At 69.2% G+C, this 22,776-nt stretch carries 22 protein-coding genes and 2 pseudogenes; 7 read left to right on the forward strand and 17 right to left on the reverse strand.

Annotation, left to right across the window (positions count from 1 at the left end; all coding sequences use genetic code 11):
- Positions 1-259: 259 nt before the first annotated feature.
- On the forward strand, positions 260-1,162 hold the full coding sequence (locus B072_RS0122245) for a DUF2382 domain-containing protein (RefSeq protein ID WP_018532190.1): 903 nt from the start codon (positions 260-262) through the stop codon (positions 1,160-1,162).
- Between the two features lie 184 nt (positions 1,163-1,346).
- Here the strand turns inward: B072_RS0122245 and B072_RS0122250 are convergent, their stop codons facing one another.
- Both B072_RS0122250 and B072_RS0122260 read right to left on the reverse strand, forming a co-directional pair.
- Positions 1,347-1,937, reverse strand: a complete 591-nt coding sequence (locus B072_RS0122250) for a hypothetical protein (protein WP_018532191.1) — start codon at positions 1,935-1,937, stop codon at positions 1,347-1,349.
- A 643-nt stretch (positions 1,938-2,580) separates the two neighbouring features.
- Complete coding sequence (locus B072_RS0122260; RefSeq protein WP_234018907.1) at positions 2,581-3,051, reverse strand: hypothetical protein; 471 nt, start codon at positions 3,049-3,051, stop codon at positions 2,581-2,583.
- 492 nt (positions 3,052-3,543) lie between these two features.
- Here B072_RS0122260 and B072_RS0122265 point away from each other — a divergent pair, with 492 nt between their 5' ends.
- Both B072_RS0122265 and B072_RS0122270 read left to right on the forward strand, forming a co-directional pair.
- Positions 3,544-4,476 (forward strand): hypothetical protein, encoded by a 933-nt coding sequence (locus B072_RS0122265; protein WP_158689226.1) that lies wholly within the window; start codon positions 3,544-3,546, stop codon positions 4,474-4,476.
- 72 nt (positions 4,477-4,548) lie between these two features.
- Positions 4,549-6,270: a hypothetical protein gene (locus tag B072_RS0122270; RefSeq protein WP_158689227.1), complete on the forward strand. Its 1,722-nt coding sequence runs from the start codon at positions 4,549-4,551 to the stop codon at positions 6,268-6,270.
- Between the two features lie 24 nt (positions 6,271-6,294).
- Here the strand turns inward: B072_RS0122270 and B072_RS48295 are convergent, their stop codons facing one another.
- Positions 6,295-6,432, reverse strand: coding sequence for a hypothetical protein (locus B072_RS48295; protein ID WP_018532195.1), 138 nt, complete (start codon positions 6,430-6,432; stop codon positions 6,295-6,297).
- Positions 6,433-7,186: 754 nt separating this feature from the next.
- On the opposite strand from B072_RS48295, the gene B072_RS49645 reads away from it, so the two are divergent.
- Together B072_RS49645 and B072_RS49650 are read left to right on the forward strand one after the other, a co-directional pair.
- Positions 7,187-7,513: an SDR family NAD(P)-dependent oxidoreductase gene (locus tag B072_RS49645; RefSeq protein WP_267880637.1), complete on the forward strand. Its 327-nt coding sequence runs from the start codon at positions 7,187-7,189 to the stop codon at positions 7,511-7,513.
- A gap of 34 nt (positions 7,514-7,547) precedes the next feature.
- A complete protein-coding gene (locus B072_RS49650; protein WP_267880638.1) occupies positions 7,548-7,988 on the forward strand; it encodes an SDR family oxidoreductase in 441 nt (146 codons plus the stop codon).
- Positions 7,989-8,044: 56 nt separating this feature from the next.
- Here B072_RS49650 and B072_RS0122280 read toward each other — a convergent pair whose 3' ends face one another.
- The 10 genes and pseudogenes from B072_RS0122280 to B072_RS43785 form a co-directional block, all read right to left on the reverse strand.
- Complete coding sequence (locus B072_RS0122280) at positions 8,045-8,635, reverse strand: TetR/AcrR family transcriptional regulator (protein ID WP_202538068.1); 591 nt, start codon at positions 8,633-8,635, stop codon at positions 8,045-8,047.
- Between the two features lie 79 nt (positions 8,636-8,714).
- Entirely contained in the window at positions 8,715-9,641 is a 927-nt protein-coding gene (locus B072_RS0122285; protein ID WP_018532197.1) for an alpha/beta hydrolase, read from the reverse strand.
- Between the two features lie 494 nt (positions 9,642-10,135).
- A pseudogene (locus B072_RS46700) lies at positions 10,136-10,489 on the reverse strand (thiamine pyrophosphate-binding protein); the annotation flags it as partial.
- A gap of 329 nt (positions 10,490-10,818) precedes the next feature.
- Positions 10,819-11,637 carry an SDR family NAD(P)-dependent oxidoreductase gene (locus B072_RS0122290; protein WP_018532198.1) on the reverse strand — a complete coding sequence of 273 codons (819 nt, stop codon included), beginning with the start codon at positions 11,635-11,637 and terminating at the stop codon, positions 10,819-10,821.
- Positions 11,638-11,697: 60 nt separating this feature from the next.
- Positions 11,698-12,126, reverse strand: a complete 429-nt coding sequence (locus B072_RS0122295) for a hypothetical protein (protein WP_018532199.1) — start codon at positions 12,124-12,126, stop codon at positions 11,698-11,700.
- 155 nt (positions 12,127-12,281) lie between these two features.
- On the reverse strand, positions 12,282-12,872 hold the full coding sequence (locus tag B072_RS0122300) for a DUF308 domain-containing protein (protein WP_026246160.1): 591 nt from the start codon (positions 12,870-12,872) through the stop codon (positions 12,282-12,284).
- 43 nt (positions 12,873-12,915) lie between these two features.
- Positions 12,916-14,535, reverse strand: a complete 1,620-nt coding sequence (locus tag B072_RS0122305) for a tannase/feruloyl esterase family alpha/beta hydrolase (RefSeq protein ID WP_026246161.1) — start codon at positions 14,533-14,535, stop codon at positions 12,916-12,918.
- 230 nt (positions 14,536-14,765) lie between these two features.
- Positions 14,766-15,464, reverse strand: a complete 699-nt coding sequence (locus B072_RS0122310; protein ID WP_018532202.1) for a cytochrome b/b6 domain-containing protein — start codon at positions 15,462-15,464, stop codon at positions 14,766-14,768.
- Complete coding sequence (locus tag B072_RS0122315) at positions 15,412-16,137, reverse strand: molybdopterin-dependent oxidoreductase (RefSeq protein WP_234018902.1); 726 nt, start codon at positions 16,135-16,137, stop codon at positions 15,412-15,414. Before B072_RS0122315 ends, B072_RS0122310 begins: the two co-directional genes overlap by 53 nt.
- Before the next feature lie 60 nt (positions 16,138-16,197).
- Complete coding sequence (locus B072_RS43785) at positions 16,198-16,446, reverse strand: hypothetical protein (RefSeq protein ID WP_018532204.1); 249 nt, start codon at positions 16,444-16,446, stop codon at positions 16,198-16,200.
- A gap of 345 nt (positions 16,447-16,791) precedes the next feature.
- Here B072_RS43785 and B072_RS0122325 point away from each other — a divergent pair, with 345 nt between their 5' ends.
- A complete protein-coding gene (locus B072_RS0122325) occupies positions 16,792-17,340 on the forward strand; it encodes a hypothetical protein (protein WP_018532205.1) in 549 nt (182 codons plus the stop codon).
- A 368-nt stretch (positions 17,341-17,708) separates the two neighbouring features.
- On the opposite strand, the gene B072_RS0122335 is transcribed toward B072_RS0122325, so the two are convergent.
- The 4 genes and pseudogenes from B072_RS0122335 to B072_RS0122345 form a co-directional block, all read right to left on the reverse strand.
- Positions 17,709-18,140, reverse strand: coding sequence for an organic hydroperoxide resistance protein (locus B072_RS0122335; protein WP_018532207.1), 432 nt, complete (start codon positions 18,138-18,140; stop codon positions 17,709-17,711).
- A gap of 116 nt (positions 18,141-18,256) precedes the next feature.
- Positions 18,257-18,436, reverse strand: coding sequence for a catalase-related domain-containing protein (locus tag B072_RS49980; protein ID WP_420707564.1), 180 nt, complete (start codon positions 18,434-18,436; stop codon positions 18,257-18,259).
- A 186-nt stretch (positions 18,437-18,622) separates the two neighbouring features.
- A pseudogene (locus tag B072_RS43790) lies at positions 18,623-19,704 on the reverse strand (catalase); the annotation flags it as partial.
- 172 nt (positions 19,705-19,876) lie between these two features.
- Positions 19,877-21,319: an aldehyde dehydrogenase gene (locus B072_RS0122345; protein WP_018532208.1), complete on the reverse strand. Its 1,443-nt coding sequence runs from the start codon at positions 21,317-21,319 to the stop codon at positions 19,877-19,879.
- Between the two features lie 346 nt (positions 21,320-21,665).
- On the opposite strand from B072_RS0122345, the gene B072_RS0122350 reads away from it, so the two are divergent.
- The gene (locus B072_RS0122350; RefSeq protein WP_018532209.1) at positions 21,666-22,733 is read left to right on the forward strand and encodes an alpha/beta fold hydrolase; all 1,068 of its coding nucleotides are present in this window, start codon (positions 21,666-21,668) and stop codon (positions 22,731-22,733) included.
- Positions 22,734-22,776: the final 43 nt, after the last annotated feature.

Below are 22,776 nucleotides of genomic sequence, written 5' to 3' on the forward strand. Positions count from 1 at the left end.
ACCCGTGTACGCAATGCGCTCGGCCGCCGGAGTGGCAAACGCCAACCATTCACCCGTATGGCTGTGCTCAACATGCCCGGATCAACCACGTCCCGCGGTCCGGAACGAGGCGGCAAACGCCCTCCGAACAGGCGTTATGGCTACGCCGAGTGATGCTCCTTGTTGCGGCCTCCCCTTGTTCGCCGCGCGATGGAGACGAGGCACATGGACCCAGCGGCGGCCACCAGCCGCCTCCATGTCCCGAAGGGAGTGATCACGCATGACGCAGAGCGAGATCAACAACCCCGATTCCCTCGCCGGGCTCACCGCCTACGACCGCACCGGGGAAAAGATCGGCAGCGTCGAGCGGGTCTACCTCGATGACAGGACCGGCAGGGCTGACTGGGTGACGGTCAAGACTGGCCTCTTCGGCATGAAGGAAACCTTCGTGCCTCTGAGGGGCGCCACGCACGACGACGAGCGGCTCAACGTGGGCTACACGAAGGAAGCGGTCAAGGACGCGCCGCGGGTCGACGCGGACGGGCACCTCGAGGAGTCCGAGAAGCACGAGCTGTACGCGCACTACGGCCTGTCGCGCGCCTCGGCGGGCACCGCCGACACCCGACCGCAGCGGCCGCCCCAGGCCGACGCAGGCCGCGTGGGCGCGGCGGGCGCCATGGGTGCCGCCGCCGCGACGCAGCCGGAGACCGGGCGGCACGCGGGTGCCGCCGCACGGGAGCCGGCCCTGCGGTCCGGGCCGGGCGTCGGCGGCGACAGCAAGGCCGACGAGCTCATCCGCTCCGAGGAACGTCTGCGCGTCGGCGTTGAGGAACAGGAAGTCGGCCGTGCCCACCTGCGCAAGGTGGTGGAGACGGAGAACGTCACCACGTCGGTGCCCGTCTCCCACGAAGAGGTCCGTGTCGTACGCGAACCGATTCGGGAGGGCGACGTCCAAAAGGCTTCGATCAGCGAGGCGGAGACCGAGGTGACGCTGCACGCGGAGCGCCCGGTCGTCCGCAAGGAAACCGTTCCCGTCGAGCGTGTTCGCCTGGAGACCCAGAAGGTCACGGAAACGAAGGAAGTCTCCGGCACCGTCCGCAAGGAAAAGATCGAGTTCGACGGCCCGAAGGACGACGGCATGCCCGGCGAGGGCAAGTTCGGCCGCAACGGGCCGCGCCACTGAGCGAAGTAGCTACGTGCGGGCCCGGCCGAACACGCTGGGCCCGCGCTGTCGTCCGGACACGACGCCTGGCGTGCCGGAGCGAGCCTGCCCCGCTCGGGACGCACAAACTCCGCCCCACAGGTCGAGGGCACTCATGTAGCGGTCGAGCCGCTCGCTGCGCGGGTTGTGCGCCATGGCGGCCGCGTCACGTCTTGGGGACTACCCACTCCACTGGGTCGCGGCCTTCGGGCGCGTAAATGATCGTGTCGGGGCGCTTACCGTGTTCCAGCGAGAAGGTGATCTTTCCTCGCAGACAGGTGCCGGCCGTGACGCGGCCACCGTCGCCGGTGGGGTATTCGGGCTTGGGCACGCCGCCACCGGACAGCAGCGGGGCGTTGAGACGAGTGTCATCGGGGAAGCCGAGGGCCCACGGATCCTGCGCCACGAGGACCGTGGTGCTCCTGGCGTCCGCGCAGACCTTTACTTCGAGTACCGCCCATGTGGGATTCTCGAAGTCGGCGGCTTCATCGGGCAGTTCGACGTTGACGGGCTGCGTGTAGACGAGCGCGGTGGTGGTGCCGCTGATGTGACTGCCGTCGTAGTCGGTATCACTCCAGTGCGCGCCCGTGCCGAGGTCAAGAGGCCTGCTGGGGCTGTCCTGCGCGGCAGTTGAGGCCGTGGACTTCTCGCTCACCCGGACCTCGGGGGCAGTCTTCGCCGTGTCGCTGCTGCAGGCCGTGACAGCGCCGAGGAATAGGCCGGTTGTGGCCAGGACGATAACGCTTCGGGTGCGCATGTTCCCCCTGAGATGTGGATCTGAGGAATCAGCATCTGTGAAGCCTGGGGGAATGTGCGCTCATGTGGCCGACCTGTGACAGTCCCAGCCGCTTCCGCACCCCGCCTGACCGTGACAGTGACGTGAGGCGCCCCACCGAGGGCGGGAGTTTGCGTCGGCGGGGCACCTGTGCGGTCCGGAAGGACAGGCCGAAGTCGGTGGGGTGGCCCATGGCTTCTCCTGCGTCGACGTCCCTGTAGCCGCTGGCGCAGGCGCTCGCGAGCTGATCCACGCCGAAGCCGACCGCCGGGACATCACGTCACCGCGCATGTCCTGCTCGACATCAACGAGTACATCTGGACCGCAGCGCACGCCTTCCACCTGCCCGGCGCCGCCGTCGCCGAAGCGTGGGTCACCGCCCGCCCCACCACCATCTTGCACAGCCTGGCCGCCCGCGCCGCCACCGCGATCACCCCGCTCCGACCTCGCCGGAGACACGTACCAGCGACCGGCGCCGCGCGCCGCTTGCTGTGCGGCGGCACCGAGTTGACCCAGCTCGTGATCGCGTTCGAGGATTCCTCACACACACCACAGTTCCGGCACTCGCCGCCGCGGCCCGTCTCCCGGAGGCGACGGTTCCGCGGCGCGCGGCGCCCCGGGTGGCTCAGCCCTGCTGCTCCAGCGCGTCGGCTAAGGCGCGGAGGGCATCGGCCAATTCCTTCTTGGTGGGCAGTTCATCCACCTTCTTCTCCAGCCTGTCGATGCGCTTCGCCAGTTCGTCGAGGTCCGCGGGGGCCGTGGGATGCGTGGTGGGCACGTCCGTGGGGGCCGGGGGGTCGGACGGCTCCGAGGTCGGGTCGGTACCGCCTGAGCCTCCCGCATCCGTGCCGCCCGAGACGCCACCGGCCACGCCGCTGTCACCGCCGCCGGAGTCAGCGCCGACGGTTCCGCCCGACACACCATCGGAGCCGCCGTCACCGCCGCCGGTGTCGACGCCGACGTTTCCTCCTCCGTCGGACGGATCCACGGACGCAGTGGTACGGCCGGAGGCCGCTCCCCCTTGGTCCGTCACGGCGATCGCCCCGCCCACACCCAGCACCATCGCGGCCGCCGCGCCGACCAGTGCCACTGTCATCCGGCGCGCCTGAAACTTCCTCATGATTGTCATGTGACGGACACTAATGATCGATCTGCGCGGAGGGCTCCCTTCCGAGGATTCAGCACCACGCTCGGTTTCTCGCGTACTCGGAGGAGTTCGGCCGGCCTACGCCGACGCCTCATAACGGCCACTGATTTCGGCGGTTCGCGAGATCGAACCGGTCATCCCTTCAAAGGAACCGCACCCCAGTCAGTACGCATGACCAGCGAGGTCAGATCAGCAGGCTGAGGCAGAGGCATCCTGTGCTCCTCTCACCCGACGCTGACATCGACCGTCGCCAGACCCGGCACCGTCGCGCCGGCGGAACCCCTCGATCAACCCGGCGACGCCAAGCACCCCTGCCGAGGCAAAACGCTCATCAGCCCTACTGCGCGGACGGATCACCGGAGCGAAGTGGCCCGCAGTTCCCGGTCCGCGGCAGTGCTACCGTGCGGCGCAACATCAACTGACCATCTCCCAAGGGGTGTTGTGCCGAGCGATCCCGGGACGAACGAGGTCATGGATGCGGAGGCCGAGGAAGAGCATCCGGAGCTGGGGAGCCGTCGCGGCGCCTACCGCCCGCAGCACAGAGGGCCCGCCGCGTACGTCCGGCTCATGCTGGCCCTGATCCCGTTCGCCGGGCTGGCCTACCTCCTGACGCTCCTCCTCGGTGCGCTCTTGGGCCGGGGCGGCGCCACCCCGGCCCAAGTGGTCGGCGGCCTTGCGCTGTTGGTGCCGTTCGCCGTCCGGGCGCAGTGGTACCGGCGCCACGCGCGCGTGGAGTTCCGTCTGTACGAGCGCGGCCTCGCCGCGATCGCGGCGGACGGCAGCGAGACGGTCTATCGCTGGGCATCGGCCACCGTGTTCACGAACGGAGCGCACCACTACAAGTTGTGCAACCCCGAGGGGAAGCTCATCACGCTCGGAGCTGCGGACCGTCGCCCCATGCTCGGCGGGGAGAGGATACGGGGCGTACGCACCCGTACGGTGATCAGAGGCGCTCAGCTCCCGCGGGAGGAGGAGTGGGGCCCGGCGATCGTGCAGGGGGTGAGGAGCGCCCAGCCACCGTCAGCAGTCGTCGAGAGGGTTCTCGGCGGCGCCGAAGTCGCCTTCGGACACTTCGTGTTGAGCCAGGCAGGGCTGGCCGTGCGGCGCAGGCACGGTCGGGACGACTTCACTGCCTGGGAGGACATCGACTCGTTCGACGCCACGGACGACGGCGGCCTCCTGATCTCCTCTCGCGGCAGCGACTTCCCGACGCTGTTCATGGGACGGCAGTACCAGGTGCCCGATCTGGACGTCTTCCTCGGCGCCGTCGGCTCTCTGCGCGCCAGCGGACCACGGCCCGTCACCGTCCCGGCGGCGGGCGTCCGCGCCGACCAGGACGCGGACAGCGAGGTGTCCGAGCAGCTTGCCTGGTAAGTCACCTGCGGCGTGGGCCTGTGGGCGGCCTGGCGCCTCGGCAGCGGGTCGGATATCGACGGCGTTGGATCCGTGCTCCTCGCCGCTCTCAGGGCTGTGCCGGGTGCGGCCGTCGGAGCGGTCTTCGGCCTCGGGCTCTCCGCAGCGGCCATGGCCGTGCCGCAAGCCGGGGGTACGTTCCTCCTCGAACCGCTGATCCGCTGGCTCCGCCACGGCCGGTATCTCGCCGCGGCCGTCCTCGCGTTCTGCGTGCTCGCTCCGCCGGTGGCCCTGCTGTTCGTGCTGTTCCGCGCCTTCCCCTCCCGTCTGGTCCCGCTGGTGGTGCTGCTCTTCTTCGGCGGCTGGACCCTGCTGCTCGCAGTGCGGCGGTGCCTCCCCGCCGAGCGCGCGGTGGTGCGGCACCTTCCCGATCTTCCCGGGGTGTTCCTGGTCGCCCTCGCCGTCGAGCAACTCGTTTCCGGCGACGTGCTGACCACCGCGCCGGCGGCCGGGCTCTTCTTCCCGCTCGCCGTCTGGCTCTCCTGGCGCGGCTGGCGCGGGCTGAAGGACTCGCCGCGGTCGGCGGTGCAGGCCGCGGCCGACATCGTCGTGTCCGTGGAACTCGGCCTCGTGCTCGCCGTGTTCCTGGTGTGGCTGGCCAACATGCTGTCGTTCACCCCACCCCAAGTCACCGTCGTACGCGCCTTGGTGGAGCGGATCCAGGGTCTGACGGAGGTGGACTGGCTGTACTGGCTGGCGGCGTACACGCTGCTGGCGGTGGGCAGTTATGTCGTCCTTCGCTCGCCGGAGCGCATCGCGCGGATCCGAAGCCGGCTGCGTCCGGCCCGGTTCGCCGGGGCGCGGCTGCCGCTGGGCCTCACCGCCAACTTCGGTCGACGGTCCCTGTCCGGGATCAACGTCGGCATCATGGTCGCCCTGCTGTTCCTCGTCGTCCTTGCTCCGGTGTCCGAGGGGGTGTGGAAGCATCCCGTGGCCGAGAGGTACGCGCTGGAGGTGCAGCGCCGGCAGTACGCCGAAGGCTCAGCTGCCGCGTACGAGGAGATCCATCGGCACGTCATGGCACATCCACGGGACGCCGCCCGTCTCAGGGACGTGGTCCTGGCCGTACAGCGGGCCGCTCCGTCGCGGCGCGGGGAGCCCGTGAACGGGACGGCGTTGGACATCGCGCGGCAGGTCGGCCGTTTCCAGGGCGCCACGATCACGCCCGACGCCCCCGTCCCGGCACCGTCCGCGCAGCAGCCAGAGCCGGAACCGGAACCGGAAGCCGCCGACGGACTCGACGGCCGGCTCGACCAGCTCGACGAGGCCCAGCGCAGTGCCGCGGAACGGGAGCAGCGGACCGACCGGTTCGCCGAGCTCGCCTCCCTCGCGATCACCCGCACGTTCGACGCTATGGACCTGGGCGAGAACCAGGTCGTCGCGCTGGTCAAGGAGTATCTCGGCGGGATGGTGGAGGACGGACCGGTCAAGAAGGTGTTCCTGCGGTGGGGCGAGCGAGTCGGCCAGGAGCCGCCCGACGGCGACCGGCTGGTGCGCATCGACGTCCGTCGCCTGACCGCCGTCGCCTACGAGCGCACCCGGGCGGCTGTCGCCCGCGCCGATGCCGGTCTGCTCGCCTTCTACGGCCGCTTCGGTTTCGGCGCCCCCGCCGCGGACACGTCGCTCACGCCGGCGGTCGACCTGGCGAACCAGCACCGGTATCTGCGGCAGGGCACCGGGTCCTGCTCGGGTTGTGTCCCCTCCACGACCGACGGCTCCCGTACGGGTGGCGGAGGTGGCGGCGGGCGCCGCTGAGCGACGCTCGCCGTCCCGGTACGGTCACCGCGGCCGTGCCCGGTGCGCGGCCGCCTCCCCGGCGGCGCCGCCGAGCAGCAGCACGGCGACCGTGCCGAGCGGGAACGCCTCGAACGGGCAGCCAGGTTGGACCGGCTCCGGCCGGGCTACCCGTCGGATCACACTAGGACACCCAAGTTAGGACACCCGGATTCTTGTCACCACCCGCTCAGGCCTTGCTCACCCTGCCCTCGTCCACACCGGCGTCCGTATACAGGCAGCACTCCGCATCCCGGAGCAGCAGGTGTGGTTGGGACCCGGCGAATTACCCGGGAGCTGCGCAACCATCGCCCGGTCAGCGCGCTGGAAGGACGCCGACCGGGCGACGGTTACGGTGCGCCGTCCTGCGTGCGCTGTTCGGCCCTCACCTCGATATCGAGGGCACGGTCGGTTTCGTCGCCACCTCGGCCGTGGCCCCTCACGCAAGACGCGAAGCGAACCGTGTGAACTAACCGATCTCACTGCCGGGTTGATGGAGCACCTCGAGAGTGGGGCGACACGCGACGCACTCGGCGAAGAGCAGGAACAAGAACTTGAAGCGGCCATGACCTCGACACCTGCCTCCGACGAGCCCGCCCGGTGCCGCACCGCGAGAGCATCTGACTGTCGCGCAGGTCCACCTGGCCGCGCTCCAATCCCCCGCCATCCTCTTCCGAGCCCGGCGATAGCCCCTGACAGCGATCGCCGACCCAGCGCGCGTCCGCCGGCCAAACCCCCGCCCCGCCGATGCGCTCCACGATCCTGAACGCCCGCGACCGAACGCCCCACGCCCGAGACACGACCCCCGACACGCAAAACGTCTACAGCTGTATACTTCTCTTTCGAGAGTCATTCTCCCCGCCCTCACGGCACAGGGAGCTCAAGAGAGGCACACAGGATGGACCTGAATCTGACCGGAAAGCGCGCGCTCGTCACCGGGTCGAGCGTCGGACTCGGGGAGGCCACCGCGAAGCTGCTGGCGGCCGAAGGGGCCGCGATCGTGGTCCACGGCCGGGACAAGGAACGTACGGAGAAGGTCGCACGGGAGATTCGCGAGGCCGGCGGGACCGCGAGCACGGTGCTGGGTGACCTGGCGGACGACGCGGCGGCCGCCGAGGTCGCACGGGCAGCCACCGAGGACGGCCCCGTCGACATCCTCGTCAACAACGCCGGCTTCTACCGGCATCTGTCGTGGGCGGAAGCGTCCCCCCGACGAGTGGCGTGACACCTACAACGTCAACGTGGTCTCGGGTGTTCGGATGATCCAGCACCTGGTCCCGGCGATGCGTGAGCGCAGCTGGGGCCGGGTCGTCACGATCGGCGGCGGTCTGGCCTCCCAGCCGATGAACACCCACCCCCAGTACAACGCGACCCTGGCGGCCCGGCACAACCTCGCCGTGTCCCTGGCCCGTGACCTGAAGGGCACCGGCGTCACCTCCAACGTGGTGTCGCCCGGAGCCATCCTCGTCGAGGCCACCAAGGAACTCGTCACCGAGATCGGCCCCGCACGCGGATGGGGTGCCACGTGGGAGGAGATCCGGCCCAACGCCGTCGACGCGCTCATCCCCAACGACCAGGAGCGCTTCGGCGAGCCGGACGAGATCGCGGCAGCGGTGGCGTATCTGTGCAGCGACTACGCCCAGTACGTCAGCGGCGCCACCCTCCGCGTCGACGGCGGTCTCATCCGCTCCGCCTTCTGAACGCGACACGCGGCGCGCGGCACGTCCCGCGCCGCGGGCCGCCGCCCGCACCCGGGCTACGAAGCCCCGGTATCGGCCTCCCCGATGAGCGGTTCGAGCATGCCCGCCAGAATATCCGCGAGGCCCTCGTTGTCGGCCTCGGCCAGGGCGGACGTACCCACGACGGTGCGCAGCAACCAGGTCCCCGCGACCAGCGCGAGCCCGAGCTGGGCGCGCACCTCCGCCTCGGGACCCTCCAACAGCCCCGCCAGACGGGCACCCACGTGCGCCTCGATCCCGCGGCGAAGAGCGTCCGTCGCCTCGGGGTCCTGCGCGGAACGAAGCAACAGCAGGAACGGATTGAGCTCCTCGGCACCACGCGCGGTGCGCTCGGCGAGCGTGTGCGCCACCGCATGCGCCAGACCGTGGCGGTCGTCACCGATCACTGCGGGCGGCCCGAAAGCCCGGTCCACCGCCTGGGCGAACAGGAGCTCCTTCGACCCGAAGTAGCGGTTGATCATCATCGCCGTCACGCCTGCCCGCTCCGCGATCTGCCGGAGCCCGGCCCTCGCATAACCGTGCTCCGTGAACTCCACCACGGCCGCGGCGAGGATCGCCTCGCGCGTCGCGGCTCCGTCACGCTTACGGGCAGGCTGCGCAGCATTCATGCACAGGAGCATATGTGGGGCCGGCAGCCGTCCGAGCGTGCGACCGCGGCTCATCGCGAGGGCGAGCCGCGGCGCTGTCTCACCTTGCGTTCTGGAGAACGGAGTTGAAGAAGTCGGTGAGCTTGTCGACGGCGGGGTCGACGGCCTCCTTCTTGTCGTAGAGGTCGACGTGACTGGCGCCCTCGATCCAGTGGAGTTCCTTCGGGCCGGTGGCCCGCTGGTGGACGTCGACGGCCATCCAGGAGGTGACGGCTCGGGTTCCGACGATCTGCAGCAGGGGGCGGGGGCCGATCAGCGGGACGGCGTGGAAGGCGTCGAAGAAAGCGAGCTTGTCGACGCTCTCCCAGGCGAGGAACTTCGCCGAACGGTCGTGCTCGCCGCGCGCGGTGCAGTAGTACTCGAAGCCCTCGATGCCGTGCTCGCCGCCGAGCGCACCGGCCTGTTCGGCGGTCTCGGGGAACATGGGCATCACACCGGGGTCCTCGCCACGGGCCGCTGCCGTGCGGGCCTGAGCGGCAGCGTCGAGCAGGCTCTGGAAGACGGCCGGGTCCTGGGTACCGTCGGCGCCCAGCCGGAACTGACGGGCGACGTCGACACCGCTGACCGTGGCCACGGCCCGGACCCGGTGGTCGCCGCCGGCGGCGGACAGCGAGTAGCCGCCCGACGCGCAGACGCCCAGCAGGCCGATGCGGGCGGCGTCGACGTCGTCGCGGGTGGTCAGGTAGGAGACGGCGGCCTTGAAGTCCTCCACTCGCTGCGCGGGGTCCTCCAGACCGCGCGGCAGCCCGCCGGACTCCCCCTGGTACGCGGCGTCGAAGGCGAGGGTCACGAAGCCTCGCTCCGCCATCCGCCGGGCATACGTGCCGGACGTCTGCTCCTTCACGCTGGTGCCCGGGTGACCGACGACCAGTGCCGGGTGCGGTCCCGCCGCCGGGGTGTCGGGGGTGTACAGGTGCGCGGCGATCCGGATGCCGGCGCTCTCGAAGGTGACGTTGCTCTTGGCCATGGAAGGCTCCTCGATGGTGGGGTGACGACGGGGCCACTGACTGCCCCGTATCGGCGACATTTCAACGATCACCCCAGATCAGCGGGGCGAAAAGAGACAGGTTTCTGCCTGGGCAAGGTCCTTCCCCCCTTGGGCGTTCCGGGCGGGAAGCGCCTGCCGCGCGAACAAGCTGCATGCGAACTGCCTGTTTCCGCAGACCCGCATCGGGTGGGATGGGGAGGGGACATGAGGAGTCGATGTCCCGGAACAGGGGGCACCCATGAACACGCAGATCGAGGTCTCCGGCTTCTCCGCCCCGGAGAGGGACATCCACGCCCGCCGGCCGGTCGCCGACGGCAGGCTTGTCGGACGCGACTCCGAACTGCGAGACCTGCGTGGGTTCGTGCGGGAGGCAGTGACGCACGGTGCGACACGCGTCGTTGCGGGGGGCCGCCGGTTCGGGGAAGTCCGAACTGCTGGAAGCCGGCGTCGAGCAGGCGGCGGCCGCGGGCATGCTCCTGGGGGCGGGTCTCCTGGAAGTAGCCGGAGCCGATCTCGCTGCCCGGGATCTGGGCGGCGATGGCGAGCACCGGCACACGGCTGCGCTGAGCGTCGAAGAGCCCGTTGATGAGGTGCAGGTTGCCCGGGCCGCAGCTGCCGACGCAGACGTTGAACTCTCCGGTCAGCCCGGCCTCGGCCGCCGCCGCGAGGGCTGCGCTCTCCTCGTGTCGTACGTGGACCCAGTCGACATCGTCGTCCCGGCGGATGGCGTCCGTCAGGCCGTTGAGCGAATCACCGGGGAGGCCGTACAGACGGCGTACCCCGGAGGCTTTGAGCGAGGCGATGACGTGTTCGGCGAAGGTGGGCATACGTGTGGGCATACGTGTGGCCTTTCGTCGGTCGTGAGCGCGGCCGGTGCGGAGCGAGAAGGACTCACGCGGCCGGTGCGCGGGGAGAACGCACCACACGGACGGAGGCCGTCGGCACAGGGGCTCGCCTTGATCGACGAGCACCTGACCGGTCTTGTCGGCCGACCTCGCGCACACATCCGTCGAATGACTGCGGGCGCGGTACCGGGGTGTCCGCAGTGTCGGCGTCACCCAACTCCGGCCCGACGCGGCTGACTTACGTCATCACGCAGTGCGGCGAGAACGCCGCTGCGCCGACGGGACACGGGTGGGGTGTCGCCAGTCGGTGGTCATACGGATTCGCTGACCGCACGCCACTCGGAGTCCTGGGCGGCGAGCCGTTCGGCCATGTTCTCGGCGGCGGCGACGGCGTCCTTGCCCAGAAGAAGGCGAAGGGGCGGCTGATCGGCCTCCGTGATGTCGAGCAGGACGCGGGCGATGCGGGCGGGATCGCCGGGCTGCCGGCCGTGCGCGCCCCTGATGTTTCCGACGGCGCCGCCGACAACGGCCTCGTAGGGGGCGCTGACCGGCGGGGTGGCCATGGAGGAGCCGGCCCACTCGGTGCGCATACCGCCCGGTTCGAGGACGGTGACCCTGATGCCCAGGGGTGCCACTTCCTGGGCCAGGACCTCGGAGAAACCGCCGACAGCCCACTTGGCCGCCTGGTAAGCGCCCAGGCCCGGGACTCCGACGCGTCCGCCGACGGACGAGACCTGGATGATGTGCCCGCTCCTCTGCTCGCGCAGGACGGGGAGGGCGGCCCGGGATACGTTGACGACACCGAAGAGGTTGGCTTCGATCTGGTCGCGGAACGTCTGGTCGGACATGTCCTCGATAGCGGCCATGTCGGCGTAGCCGGCGTTGTTGACGACGACGTCAAGGCTGCCGAAGGCTTCCGCGGCGGACCGCACGGCGCGCCGCGCCGCCTCGGCGTCGGTGACATCCAGGGTGATCAGGCGGACCTGGTCGCCGTACTGCTCGGCGAGGTCGTTCAGGGCCTCGGTGCGACGCGCGGTGGCGACCAGGTTGTCGCCCGCCTCCAGTACGGCTTCGGAGATGGCGCGGCCCAGTCCACGGGCACTTCCGGTGATCAGCCAGGTCTTGCTCATGACGTTCCTCAATTCCTTTTGTAGTGACGCTGGTTCGGCGGCCCTCGGGTTCTGGTCCGCTCACTCGGCCCGCAGGGGGCCCGCGAACGACTTGCGCAGGGACTTGGGGGCGACCAGCGGCAGAAGCGAGGCGAGCACCTTGCCCTTGAACGTGCTCGGCAGCCGCGTCAGCTCGACGTCGATCCGGGTGCCGGCACCCTCCGGGGTCATCTTGAACACCCAGCCACCGCCGGCGCCGAAGAGCTTGGAGTCCAAGGTGGTGATGGTGACCGTGTCACCGGCCGGCTCCCATGCGTAGCGCGCCCGCTCCCAGGCAGCGGCGGTGCCCTCGGTGACCTCGGCCCAGGTGTCCCCGAGGTCGTGGACCTCGAAGTGGTCGGCGTCGATGGTGGGCCAGGACTGCGCGCGGGACGGGCTGAAGTCGGTCAGCACCTCCAGTACGCCCTTGGGGTCGAGCTGGGAGCGGAGCTGTACGCGAACGACTGTCATGGGATTCCCTCACTCAAGATGTAACTGGTCTGAATGGTGACGATAGATTTGCATGGACTCAAGTAACCCGTCAAGACGGTGACTTCACCACCGTGGCGCGCTTCGGCCCGCGCCATGAGACGCGGGCCGGAGCGTTTCGGGAGAGGTGCGGGATGTCAGGCGGTCCGGGCGCCCAGCTGGCGGGACTTCCAGCCCAGCAGCAGGGCCTGGAGGATGAACCACACCCCGCCGCCGGTGGCGTAAACCGAGAGCACGTCGAGCGAGGGGTCGTCGCCCGCGGCCCGGATGTTGTAGGTGATGCCGACGAGGAAGGACAACCCGCCCGAGATCAGGGTCGGCCACTGCTTGCCGAACTCGGGGCCACGCCGCCGCAGTCCTACGACGACCTGGGCGAGACCGGAGACGACGGCCCAGCAGCCGAACACATGGAGCACCGGCGCCTCGCCGCCGGCGCCCGCGACGCCGATCGCGACGGCGGCCAGCACGCTGAGCACCCCGTTGAACGCGGTGACCCGGCGCTCGGCGCCCTCGGGGGTGGCGCGGTGGTCGATCAGCGAGGACACCGCGTCGATCAACGGGTAGACGACCAGCAGCGTGATGGCCACCGCGTCGACGTCCTTGTGGGCTTCGGCGAACACCAGGGCCCACACCACGGCGAGGATGCCGCGGCTCACGTACAGCTTCAGCAGCGAGGAACGTTCGTCCGTTGCCGTCGGTGCGGTCACGGTCGCTGTTCGGGTGCTCATGTCGGTTCGGCCTTTCTCAGGTCAGGGGGCGTCGCCGACCCGGTCAGTGCCGGGAGGAGGGGGACACGCAGCGGAAGCTGGCGGCGAGGGCCGGGTCACCGTGGCCCTTGTAGCGGGAGACCTCGGGGTAGGCGCACAGGTCGCGGTCGACCTTCTCGCCCTTGGCGTTGATCAGGGTGGCGGGCAGGGTCGCGGGCGCCGTGCCGTGCTCGACCCAGGCGGTCAGTGCCGAGAGGCCGTCGGCCGAGCCGTCGGTACCGTTGAGACCGCAGTGGTTGGTGCCCGGGGCGAGAAAGAGCCGGTAGAAGTCGTCGACCCGCTTGGAGCCGCCCATCTCCCGCTCGACCTGCTTGTGGTACTCCACGGTGCCCTGGGTGGGGATGAACTGGTCGGCGGCGCCGTGCCAGGTCAGCAGCTTGCCACCGGACTTGCGGAAGTCCGACAGGTCCGGGTCGTCGGTGCCGATGACCTTGTCGTACTCGGCCTGGGACTGCCGGAACAGCTTCGTGAAGTCGCTGTAGGTGATCTTCGTGAGGTCGAAGTCCGGGTTCTTCCTCAGGAAGAGCTGGACCCACAGGGCGGGAACCTGGAAGGGCTGGCCCTTGACGGTGCCGTCGGTGTCCGCCGCGGAGTGCGCCAGGCCGGTCAGGTCGGCCCCGACCGGGACGCCGGGCCACAGCTTCTGTCCCGAGGTGGTGCGGGGGCCGTCCCAGATCTTGCGGACCACGGCCGCGTCGGCCGCCGTGATGGTCAGTTCCTTGCCCTCGCAGTTGACCTTGGTACCGATCAGCCGGCGCGGGTCGAAGTCGCAGCGGGACGCGTCGTTGACCAGGCCGTCCCTGACACCGTCGAGCTTGTCGCAGGCCTTGACCGCGGCGTCGGTGAAGGCGTTGAGCTCACAGTCGGTCGGGTAGGTCTTCTCGTTGTTCAGGACGACCTGCGGCCACAGGGTGGCGACCTCGTACTCGTCCCAGTTGATGGCGGGAGCGTCCGCGAGGATGCCGTCGTAGTCGTCGGGGTAGGCCTGGGCCTCCATGTAGCCCTGGCGTCCGCCGGTGGAGCAGCCGGTGAAGTAGGAGTAGGCGGCGCGCCTGCCGTAGACGCCGTCCACGACCGCCTTGCCGACGGCCGCGGCCTCGTGCTGGGAGCGGGAGGCGAAGTTCTTCAGCGGCGTGCTGTTGACCTGGTTCTCGCTGTTGAGGACCCAGCTGGTGTCCAGGACGTCACCTACTCCGGCGTCCGTGGTCGTCACCGCGTAGCCGTTCTTGACCGCGGCGCCCAGGCCGACACCGTTGTCCCCGGCGCTGTAGGCGCTGCCGCCGATCGCCTGGAAACGGCCGTTCCACCTCTCCAGGGGCAGCCAGGTCTGCACCTTGGCGTGATCCCCCTCCCCCGGGTGGGCGAGCGTGACCGTCACCTGGCAGAAGGCCGGAACGCCGGACACGTCGCCGCCGAGGATCCCGGTGCCGTGGATGGTGCCGCCGGCCTGGCGGACCGCCGTCACGGACTCCACCTCGGTGCCGGCCGGGGCCTTCACGGACGGCGCCGCACAGGCGCCGGTGGCGGCGGTGTCACGGGTCCCCTCCGCCGAGGCGGTCGGCAGATACACCGCCGCCGCGACCAGCGGCACACCAACTGCGAATACTGTCAGAGCCTTCTTCATTGCTTTCCCATCCAAGAGGTAGGTGTGCGCCCAATACGGCTGCACATGTGCATGTAGCACGGCATCCGGAGATCTGATTCAGAACATGCCACTGGTCAGAACAGTGACATCAGGTTCGGGGTGGGCATCAGGTGTCAGGACGAGCCCGACGCCCCGGCCGGGTATCACTCTGCCCGTGGGCCGACAGCGGCACTACCGTCAATTGACGGTCCACGCACGGGAAGTGGCACCTAGGTCATTCGACGGTCGTCGGCACTCGTGGACGACGACGTGTGCTCTTCTCGCAGCCACTTCGCGTGGTACCGCTGCACCCAGGTTCTGCTGACATACCCGGTACGCATCCCGAGCAGGGCCTCCGGGTCCTGGAGGGCCTTGCGCATGTGTCCGAGCACGACGAGGGTGATCGCCCAGGCCAGCAGGTCATGGACGAAGATCGCGCTGGTGCGGGAGATGAACGGCAACAGCCCCATGAACCACATCAGCAGGCCCGTGAAGATCATCACCAGTACGGCGCCGGCGATCCAGCCCGCGTAAAGCTTCTGCCCCGCGTTGAACTTGCCGGCGGGCCGCGCCTCGGGCGAGGTGCGGCGCCTGCGGACGGCGCGCAACCACTGCCGGTCGTACACCGCGAAGCGGTTGATCCTGCGCAGGTCCGCGCGGAATTCGCGGGAGAAGAGCCCCAGGAGAAAGGGCAGAGGCAGGGAGATGCCGGACCACTCGTGAAGGGTGACCATCAGGTGCCGGCGCCCCACGAGTTGAGCCAGCGGAGCGAGATACAGGCAGGCGGCGGTGACCAGGCACACCAGCATCAGGTAGCCGGTGGTCCGGTGGATCCAGCGCTCAGCGGTGCTGAACCGCCGGATCCTGGCGGACGGTTCAGGCCGCGTCGCTGTGCCGGTCGGCGTCGTCGAGCCAGCCGTCGACCGCATAACCGCGCTCCTCCCAGTAGCCGGGGACGACCTTGTCGGTGACCGAGATGCCGGACAGCCACTTGGCCGACTTGTAGAAGTACATGGGGGCCACGTAGAGGCGGACGGGGCCGCCGTGCTCGTGGGTGATGGGTTTGTCCTGCATGTTCAGCGCGACCAGGACGTCCGAGCGGCGGGCCTGTTCCAGGGTGAGGCTCTCGCTGTAGGCGCCGTCGAAGCAGGTGAACCGGATCGCCGCGCCCGGAGAGCGCACGCCGGCATCGTCGAGGATGTCGGCCAGTCGCACACCGTCGAAAGGTGTCTTCTCCACGCGCCATCCGTCGGTGCACACGACGTCGTGCACGACCCGGCTCTGCGGCATCGCACGCAACTGGTCGAGGGTGTAGCTCCTGGGCCGGTCGACCAGCCCGGTGACCCGCAACTGGTAGCTCGCCTCGCCCTTGTGCGGTACCGAGCCGACGACGCTGTAGTACCGGAAGCCACCGGGATTGGGCAGCAGCCCGGTGGCGCCGGTCGGGTCGAGCTGGGAGGCGGCGCCGAGGAACCCCTCCCAGCCGCGCTGCAGATAGGGCGCGGCGGCGAGCCCCGCGGCCCCGGCGGCGAGCACGCTCAGCATCGCGCGCCGGCCTGCAGGCGCGCCTTCGGCGTCATCCGGCTTCGGCCTTTCAGCCATGGTCTGTACCCCCTTGAGGTGGTGACGGTCTTGTTCGCGCATGACCTGCATATGATTCAGTCACCCGTTACAGGGGTGACGACGCTCGGTGATGACGTACACCGATGGCACGGTGCGCCACGCCGCCCGGGTCACGCGATCGGCGAACGACTGGTGACGCTGGTCGACGAGCCCGCTGACGGCCGGTTCGGCGATCGCTTCGGGGACGTCCGCGTAGAGCTGCGCCCGCGGGTCGGCGCCGATCGGGAACACTCCTTCCACTGCCTCGGGTTCCGGGGCGCCGAGCGGTGCGTACATGGGCTCGTCCACGTCCGGGACGAAGGCCGCCAGTCAGTCATGGTGTCTCTCCGCCACATACACAAACATGTGGGAACAACATCATTGTGTGCAGCCTATGAGCATGTTTCTACGCGATCGACATGTCCCTGCGCGGCGCTTGCCGCCCGGCGATGCGCTCGCACTTCGATGTCATGAGCAGTCGAACCTCGGTACGTACGAGAAGAGTCAACCTTCCCCGCGTGCACAGGCACATCAGCGCCTATCGTGAAGAGCGCACATGCCAGAGGAACCATCCGGCGTCGACACTTATCTGCGCGGAGCCCTTGACATGGGTACCATGCGCAACGTCATCCATATCGAGGGAGTGAACCGGTTGTGACCAGCCAGTCCGCCGCCGCGCTCCGGTCGCGGTACGTCGAACAAGCCGCATCGGACCTGGAGGAGAACCGCCGCCTGCAGCAGGAGCTGAAGGAGCGGATCTCGATGTTGAAGCAGGAGGAAGCGCTCCTGCAGGACATCATCAGCCTCGCCGAGCGGTACGAGGGTTTCACCGACGCGTCCCGCCTGCCCGAGCAGACGCAGGACGAGCCCGTCGCCGCGAAGCCGAAGTCGAAGCGGGCTGCGGCCGGAACCACTTCGCGGCGCACCGCACCGACGAAGACCGCATCGGCGGGCACCCCGGCGAAGGCAGCCGCGGAGGGGAAGCCACGTCCGGCACTGCTCGGTGACCTGCTCATGAAGCTGCTCGCCAAGTCCGACGAGCCGCGCCTGGCCAAGGAACTGCGGGACGAGCTCCTGAAGAAGCACCCCGACCGCAATCCCACACCGCAGGTCGTGCGGAACACTCTCGAGTCGCTCGTCGCCAAGGGACGTATCCAGCGGCACAAGCAACAGCGCTCCGTCATGTACACCGTCGTCAAGTAGGGCCGGGCAAAAGGGCTCTGCCACAGGCGCCCATCGGGTGCCTGTCAGGAGAGGTTCAGAAGAAGTTCGAGGCCGCCGGGCCGTACCCGAAGAGCACCGCGCTCTCCGCCCAGTTCCACACCTGCACGTCCGTCGGCCAGGCATGTTGCTCGGGCTTCGTCACGGGCCGGGGCAGAGCCTTCGCGGTGGCATCTTTCGCCGTGGGGCGACCGCGCCTGGCGGTCCGTGCGTATGAGTGCGCCTGAGTGGCCATGCCCTGCCCTCGCTCTTCGGTCTGCGGGATGGGTGGTGCTGGAGAAATGGGTGGCGGGCCCCGTGCGGGGGTTGGGGGGAAACACGGGACCCGCCGGTCAGGGGGTGGGGGTGGGTCAGGAGGCCGCGGCGTCGGCGTTGACGGTGACGGGGATGTTGTCCCGCAGGGCCTTGGAGTACGGGCAGATCTGGTGGGCGGCCTGGGCGAGCTCCTGGGCTGTGGCCCGGTCGACACCGCCGAGGACGGGGTTGAGGACCGCGGAGAGCGAGAACTCGCCGTCGTCGCCGTGGGTGAGGGTGATCTGAGCGGTGATGGTGGTGCTGGTCAGCCGTATCTTGCGGGAGGTGGCGGCGCGGCGGAGGGCGCCGAGGAAGCAGGCGGCCCAGCCGGCGGCGAGGAGTTGCTCGGGGTTGGTGGCACCGCCCGCGCCACCGAGCTCCTTGGGGAGGGCGAGGCTGGTGTCCAGCAGCCCGTCGGACGAGCGGACGTGCCCCCCGTTCCGGCCTTCTCCGTCGACGTCGACAACTGCGGTGTAGCTGACAGCCATGGCTACTGCTCTCCATCTGGATCGAAAGTTGTCTGCCACCCCACCAACATCGATGGGGTAACCGGTTGAGGCGGTGACGCAATCATGGCAACACTGTACGTCACCTGTCAAGACAGTTACTTCTGGTGTGCCGAGACATCGGAGGCCAGAGCCTCGATGGCTTTGCGGACGCCTTCGCCATAGGCCGGGTCGGCCTGGGTGCAATTGGCGATGTGCCGCTCGACGGTCCGCTGGGACGCGCCGTCGATCGCGCGCGCCGTGTTCTCGAAGAGGACCTGCTGCTGCTCGGGGCTCATCAGGCGGAACAGGTTGCCGGGCTGTTCGAAGTAGTTGTCGTCGTCCGCGCGGTGGTCGAAGCGGTCCGCGACCGCGCCGACGGCCTGGCCGGGCTCGCGGTAGGCGGGCTGTTCCTGCCAGCGGCCGTAGGAGTCGGGCTCGATGCCCGGGGTGGCGCCCTGGTTGCCGTCGACGCGCAGGGCGCCGTCGCGGTGGTACGAGTTCACCGGGTTCTTCGGGGCGTTGACCGGGATCTGATGGTGGTTCACGCCGAGCCGGTAGCGCTGGGCGTCGCCGTAGGAGAAGAGGCGGCCCTGAAGCATCTTGTCGGGTGAGAAACCGATGCCAGGCACGATGTTCGCCGGGGTGAACGCCACCTGCTCGACGTCCGCGAAGTAGTTGTCGGGATTGCGGTTGAGCTCCCACTCGCCGACCTCGATCAGCGGGTAGTCCTTCTTCGACCGGACCTTGGTGAGGTCGAAGGGGTGGAAGCGGTAGTTCTCCGCGTCGGCCTCCGGCATGACCTGGATGAACAGCTTCCACTTCGGGAAGTCGCCGCCCTCGATGGCGTCGAAGAGGTCGCACTGGTGGGACTCGCGGTCCTTGCCGACGAGGGCTTCGGCCTCGGCGTCGGTGAGGTTCTTGATGCCCTGCTGGGTGCGGTGGTGGAACTTGACCCAGAACTGCTCGCCGCCGGCGTTGACCAGGCTGTAGGTATGGGATCCGAAACCGTGCATGTGCCGGTACGAGGCAGGAATGCCGCGCTCGGACATCACGATCGTGACCTGGTGCAGGGCCTCGGGGAGGCTGGTCCAGAAGTCCCAGTTGTTCTCCGCGTCGCGCAGGTTGGTGCGCGGGTCGCGCTTCACCGCGTGGTTGAGGTCGGGGAACCTCAGCGGATCGCACAGGAAGAACACCGGGGTGTTGTTGCCGACCAGGTCCCAGTTGCCCTCGTCGGTGTAGAACTTGAGGGCGAACCCGCGGATGTCGCGCTCGGCGTCCGCGGCTCCGCACTCGCCCGCGACCGTGGAGAACCGGGCGAACAGCTGTGTCTGCAGGCCGACTTCGGAGAAGAGACTCGCGCTCGTGTACCGCGTGATGTCGTGGGTGACGGTGAACGTGCCGAACGCGCCCGAGCCTTTGGCATGCGCCGCTCGGGGATGACTTCGCGGTCGACATGGGCGAGCTTCTCCAGGAACCACACATCCTGCAGGAGCATCGGGCCGCGCGGGCCGGACGTGAGGGAGTTCTGGTTGTCGGGAACCGGTGCGCCGGCCGCCGTCGTCAACGGCTTCTGAGGCCGGCCGGGAGCTGGCGTTCAGCACCGACTTCCCGGGGGCCGCCGACAACGCGGTGCTCTGACCCGCGCGACGGAGCATCGCCGACGGCGGCAGACGGTCCAACCGTCTGCCGCCGTCGGCGGTTCATCGTGTACGTGGGGTTCCGTCACGTACACCGGTTCAGACAGTGATGGTCTTGTACTCGGTGTACGTGCCGAGGCCGACCGCCCCGTACTCGCGGCCGATGCCGCTGGCCTTGAAGCCGCCGAACGGGCCGTCGAAGGCTACGGAGGCTCCGTTGACCGTGACGGTGCCGGTGCGGATACGGCGGGCGACGGCGAGGGCGTGCTCCTCGTCGGAGGACCAGACGCCGCCGGACAGGCCGTACTCGGAGTCGTTGGCGATACGGACGGCGTCGTCCTCGTCCTCGTACGCGATGACGACCAGGACCGGGCCGAAGATCTCCTCCTGCGCGATCCGCATGGAGTTGTCGACGTCGGCGAAGACGGTGGGCGTCACGTAGTTGCCCTTCTCCAGGCCCTCGGGGATCTGCGGGCCGCCGACGACCAGGCGGGCGCCCTCCTCGATGCCGAGCTGGATGTAGGTGCGCACCCGCTCCTGCTGGTCGGGGCGGATCATCGGGCCGATGAAGGTGTCGGGGTCGCCCGGGTCGCCGACCTTCAGCGATCCGACCAGGTCCTTCAGCGCGGTCACGACCTCTTCGTACTTCTCACGCGGGGCCAGGATGCGGGTCTGGGCGATGCAGGACTCGCCGTTGTTGAGCAGGGAGGCGAACTTCAGGCCTGCGACGGCCTTCTCGATGTCGGCGTCGGGGAGGATGACGGCCGCCGACTTGCCGCCGAGTTCCAGGCTGACCCGCTTGAGCTGTTCGCCCGCGATCGAGGCGATACGGCGGCCGGCACGCGTCGAGCCGGTGAAGGCGATCTTGTCGACGTCCGGGTGCGACACCAGGTACTCACTGGTCTCCCGGTCCGCGGGCAGCACGCTGATCACCCCTTCGGGCAGACCCGCCCGCTCCAGCAGTTCGGCCAGGAAGCCCATGCTCAGCGAGTTCTCCGGGGACACCTTGAGGACCACGGAGTTGCCCGCGAGCAGCGCGGGGATGATCTTCGAAGTGGCCGAGGAGAACGGGGAGTTCCACGGGATCACCGCAGCCACGACGCCGACCGCTTCACGGCGCATCACGCTCCGCACCGGGGAGGACGGATCCGAGGGGGCGAGCGTCTCCTCCCAGCCGAACTCCTCGGCCGCCTTCAGGTAGGCGTTCGCCTGCCGGGTCAGGCCGGGCTGCCCGGCCCGGGTGAACCAGCCCGCCGAGCCGTTCTCCAGCGAGATCAGGTGGGCGGCCTTCTCCGCGTTCTCCTCGCGCAGCTCGTTGAACCGGCGCAGCAGCGCGATCCGCTCGGCCGGCGAGGTCAGCCGCCACTCCCCCTTGTCGAACGAGGCGCGGGCCGCGGCCACCGCCCGGTCGATGTCCGCCGGCCTCGCCTGGGCCGCCCGGCCGATCAGCGACTGGTCGTGCGGCGAGGCGATGTCGAGCGGCGCGGGGTCGCTCGGCTCGGCCCAGGAACCACCGATGAAAAGTCGGTCGTACGTGATCATGCGCTTTCTCTCTTCCCGTGCTGATCGGTCTGTCGGGCATCATCTCTAACTGTCACTTCAATGTAGCACTTACTTAGATGAGCTGCACACCGGAAGGACATTAAGACGGTGAGTGCCGGCATCGGGACACCTACCTCACCAAGGTCGACACCTCCCCGACACACCCACTGTCGCGTCACGAGACATGTTTTTCACTCAGTCGAATGACTGCGCGATGTCACCGGCCGCGTTCCACCGTCATCTGACTGATGTATCCGGTTTCGTGTCGAGCGAGAGTGTGTGTCATCGGCCGACCGCCTCGCGGACCCGGCCCACCGCTCACCGTAAACACACGAGAGGGTTTGACATGATCAACAGGCGCACCTTCAGCAAGGCCGTCGGCCTGGGCTCCGGCGCGGCCGCGGTCTCGCTGGCCGGCCTGCAGGGCAACGCGTCCGCCGCGACCGCATCACGTGGTCCGGCCGGCTCCACCGCTCCCGTCGTGCCCACCCTCACCCCCGGCACGCACACCGATTTCGGGACGCTCAAGCACGTCAAGGCGGGTGTCCTGGAGATCAGTTACGCGGAGCTCGGGCCGGCCCACGGCCCCGTCGTCCTTCTGCTGCACGGCTGGCCGTACGACATCCACAGCTTCGTCGATGTCGCGCCGCTCCTGGCCGACCAGGGTTACCGGGTCCTCGTTCCCTACCTGCGCGGCCACGGCGGCACCCGTTTCCTGTCCCGCCGCACCCCGCGCACGGCCGAGCAGTCCGCCATCGCGCTCGACATCATCGCGTTCATGGACGCTCTGAAGATCCCGAAGGCGACCCTCGCGGGCTTCGACTGGGGCTCGCGCACCGCGGACATCATCGCCGCCCTGTGGCCCGAGCGGGTCACGTCCATGGTCTCCACCAGCGGTTACCTGATCACCAACGTCAAGGCACAGCTGGAGCCCGCCCTCCCGGCCGTCGAGCACAACTGGTGGTACCAGTGGTACTTCGCCAGCGAGCGCGGCAAGAAGGCGATGGAGAACGAGAAGGAGCGCATCGCGCTGTGCCGCTACGTGTGGACGCTGGTCTCCCCGAACTGGGACTTCTCCGACGACGTCTTCGACCGCACGGCCGAGGCCTTCAAGAACCCCGACTACGCCGCCATCGTGCTCTTCAACTACCGCTGGCGCATCGGCCTCATCGAGGGTGAGCCCCGCTACGACCGCTACGAGAAGCAGCTCGCCGCCCAGCCCGACATCCACGTACCGACGGTCACCCTGGACGCGGCCCTCGACCCCTTCACCCCGGCCGGCGACGGTTCCACCTACCGCACCCACTTCACCGGCCCGTACCTGCACCGCACGATCGCGAACATCGGGCACAACCTGCCGCAAGAGGCGCCCACCGTCTTCGCCCAGGCCGTGGTCGACGCCGACTACCTCTGAGATCCCGCACCCGCCACCGGCCCGGTGCCGCGCACCGTGCCGG

Source organism: Streptomyces sp. HmicA12 (genome assembly GCF_000373565.1).
In the GTDB taxonomy this organism is placed as follows: Bacteria; Actinomycetota; Actinomycetes; order Streptomycetales; family Streptomycetaceae; genus Streptomyces.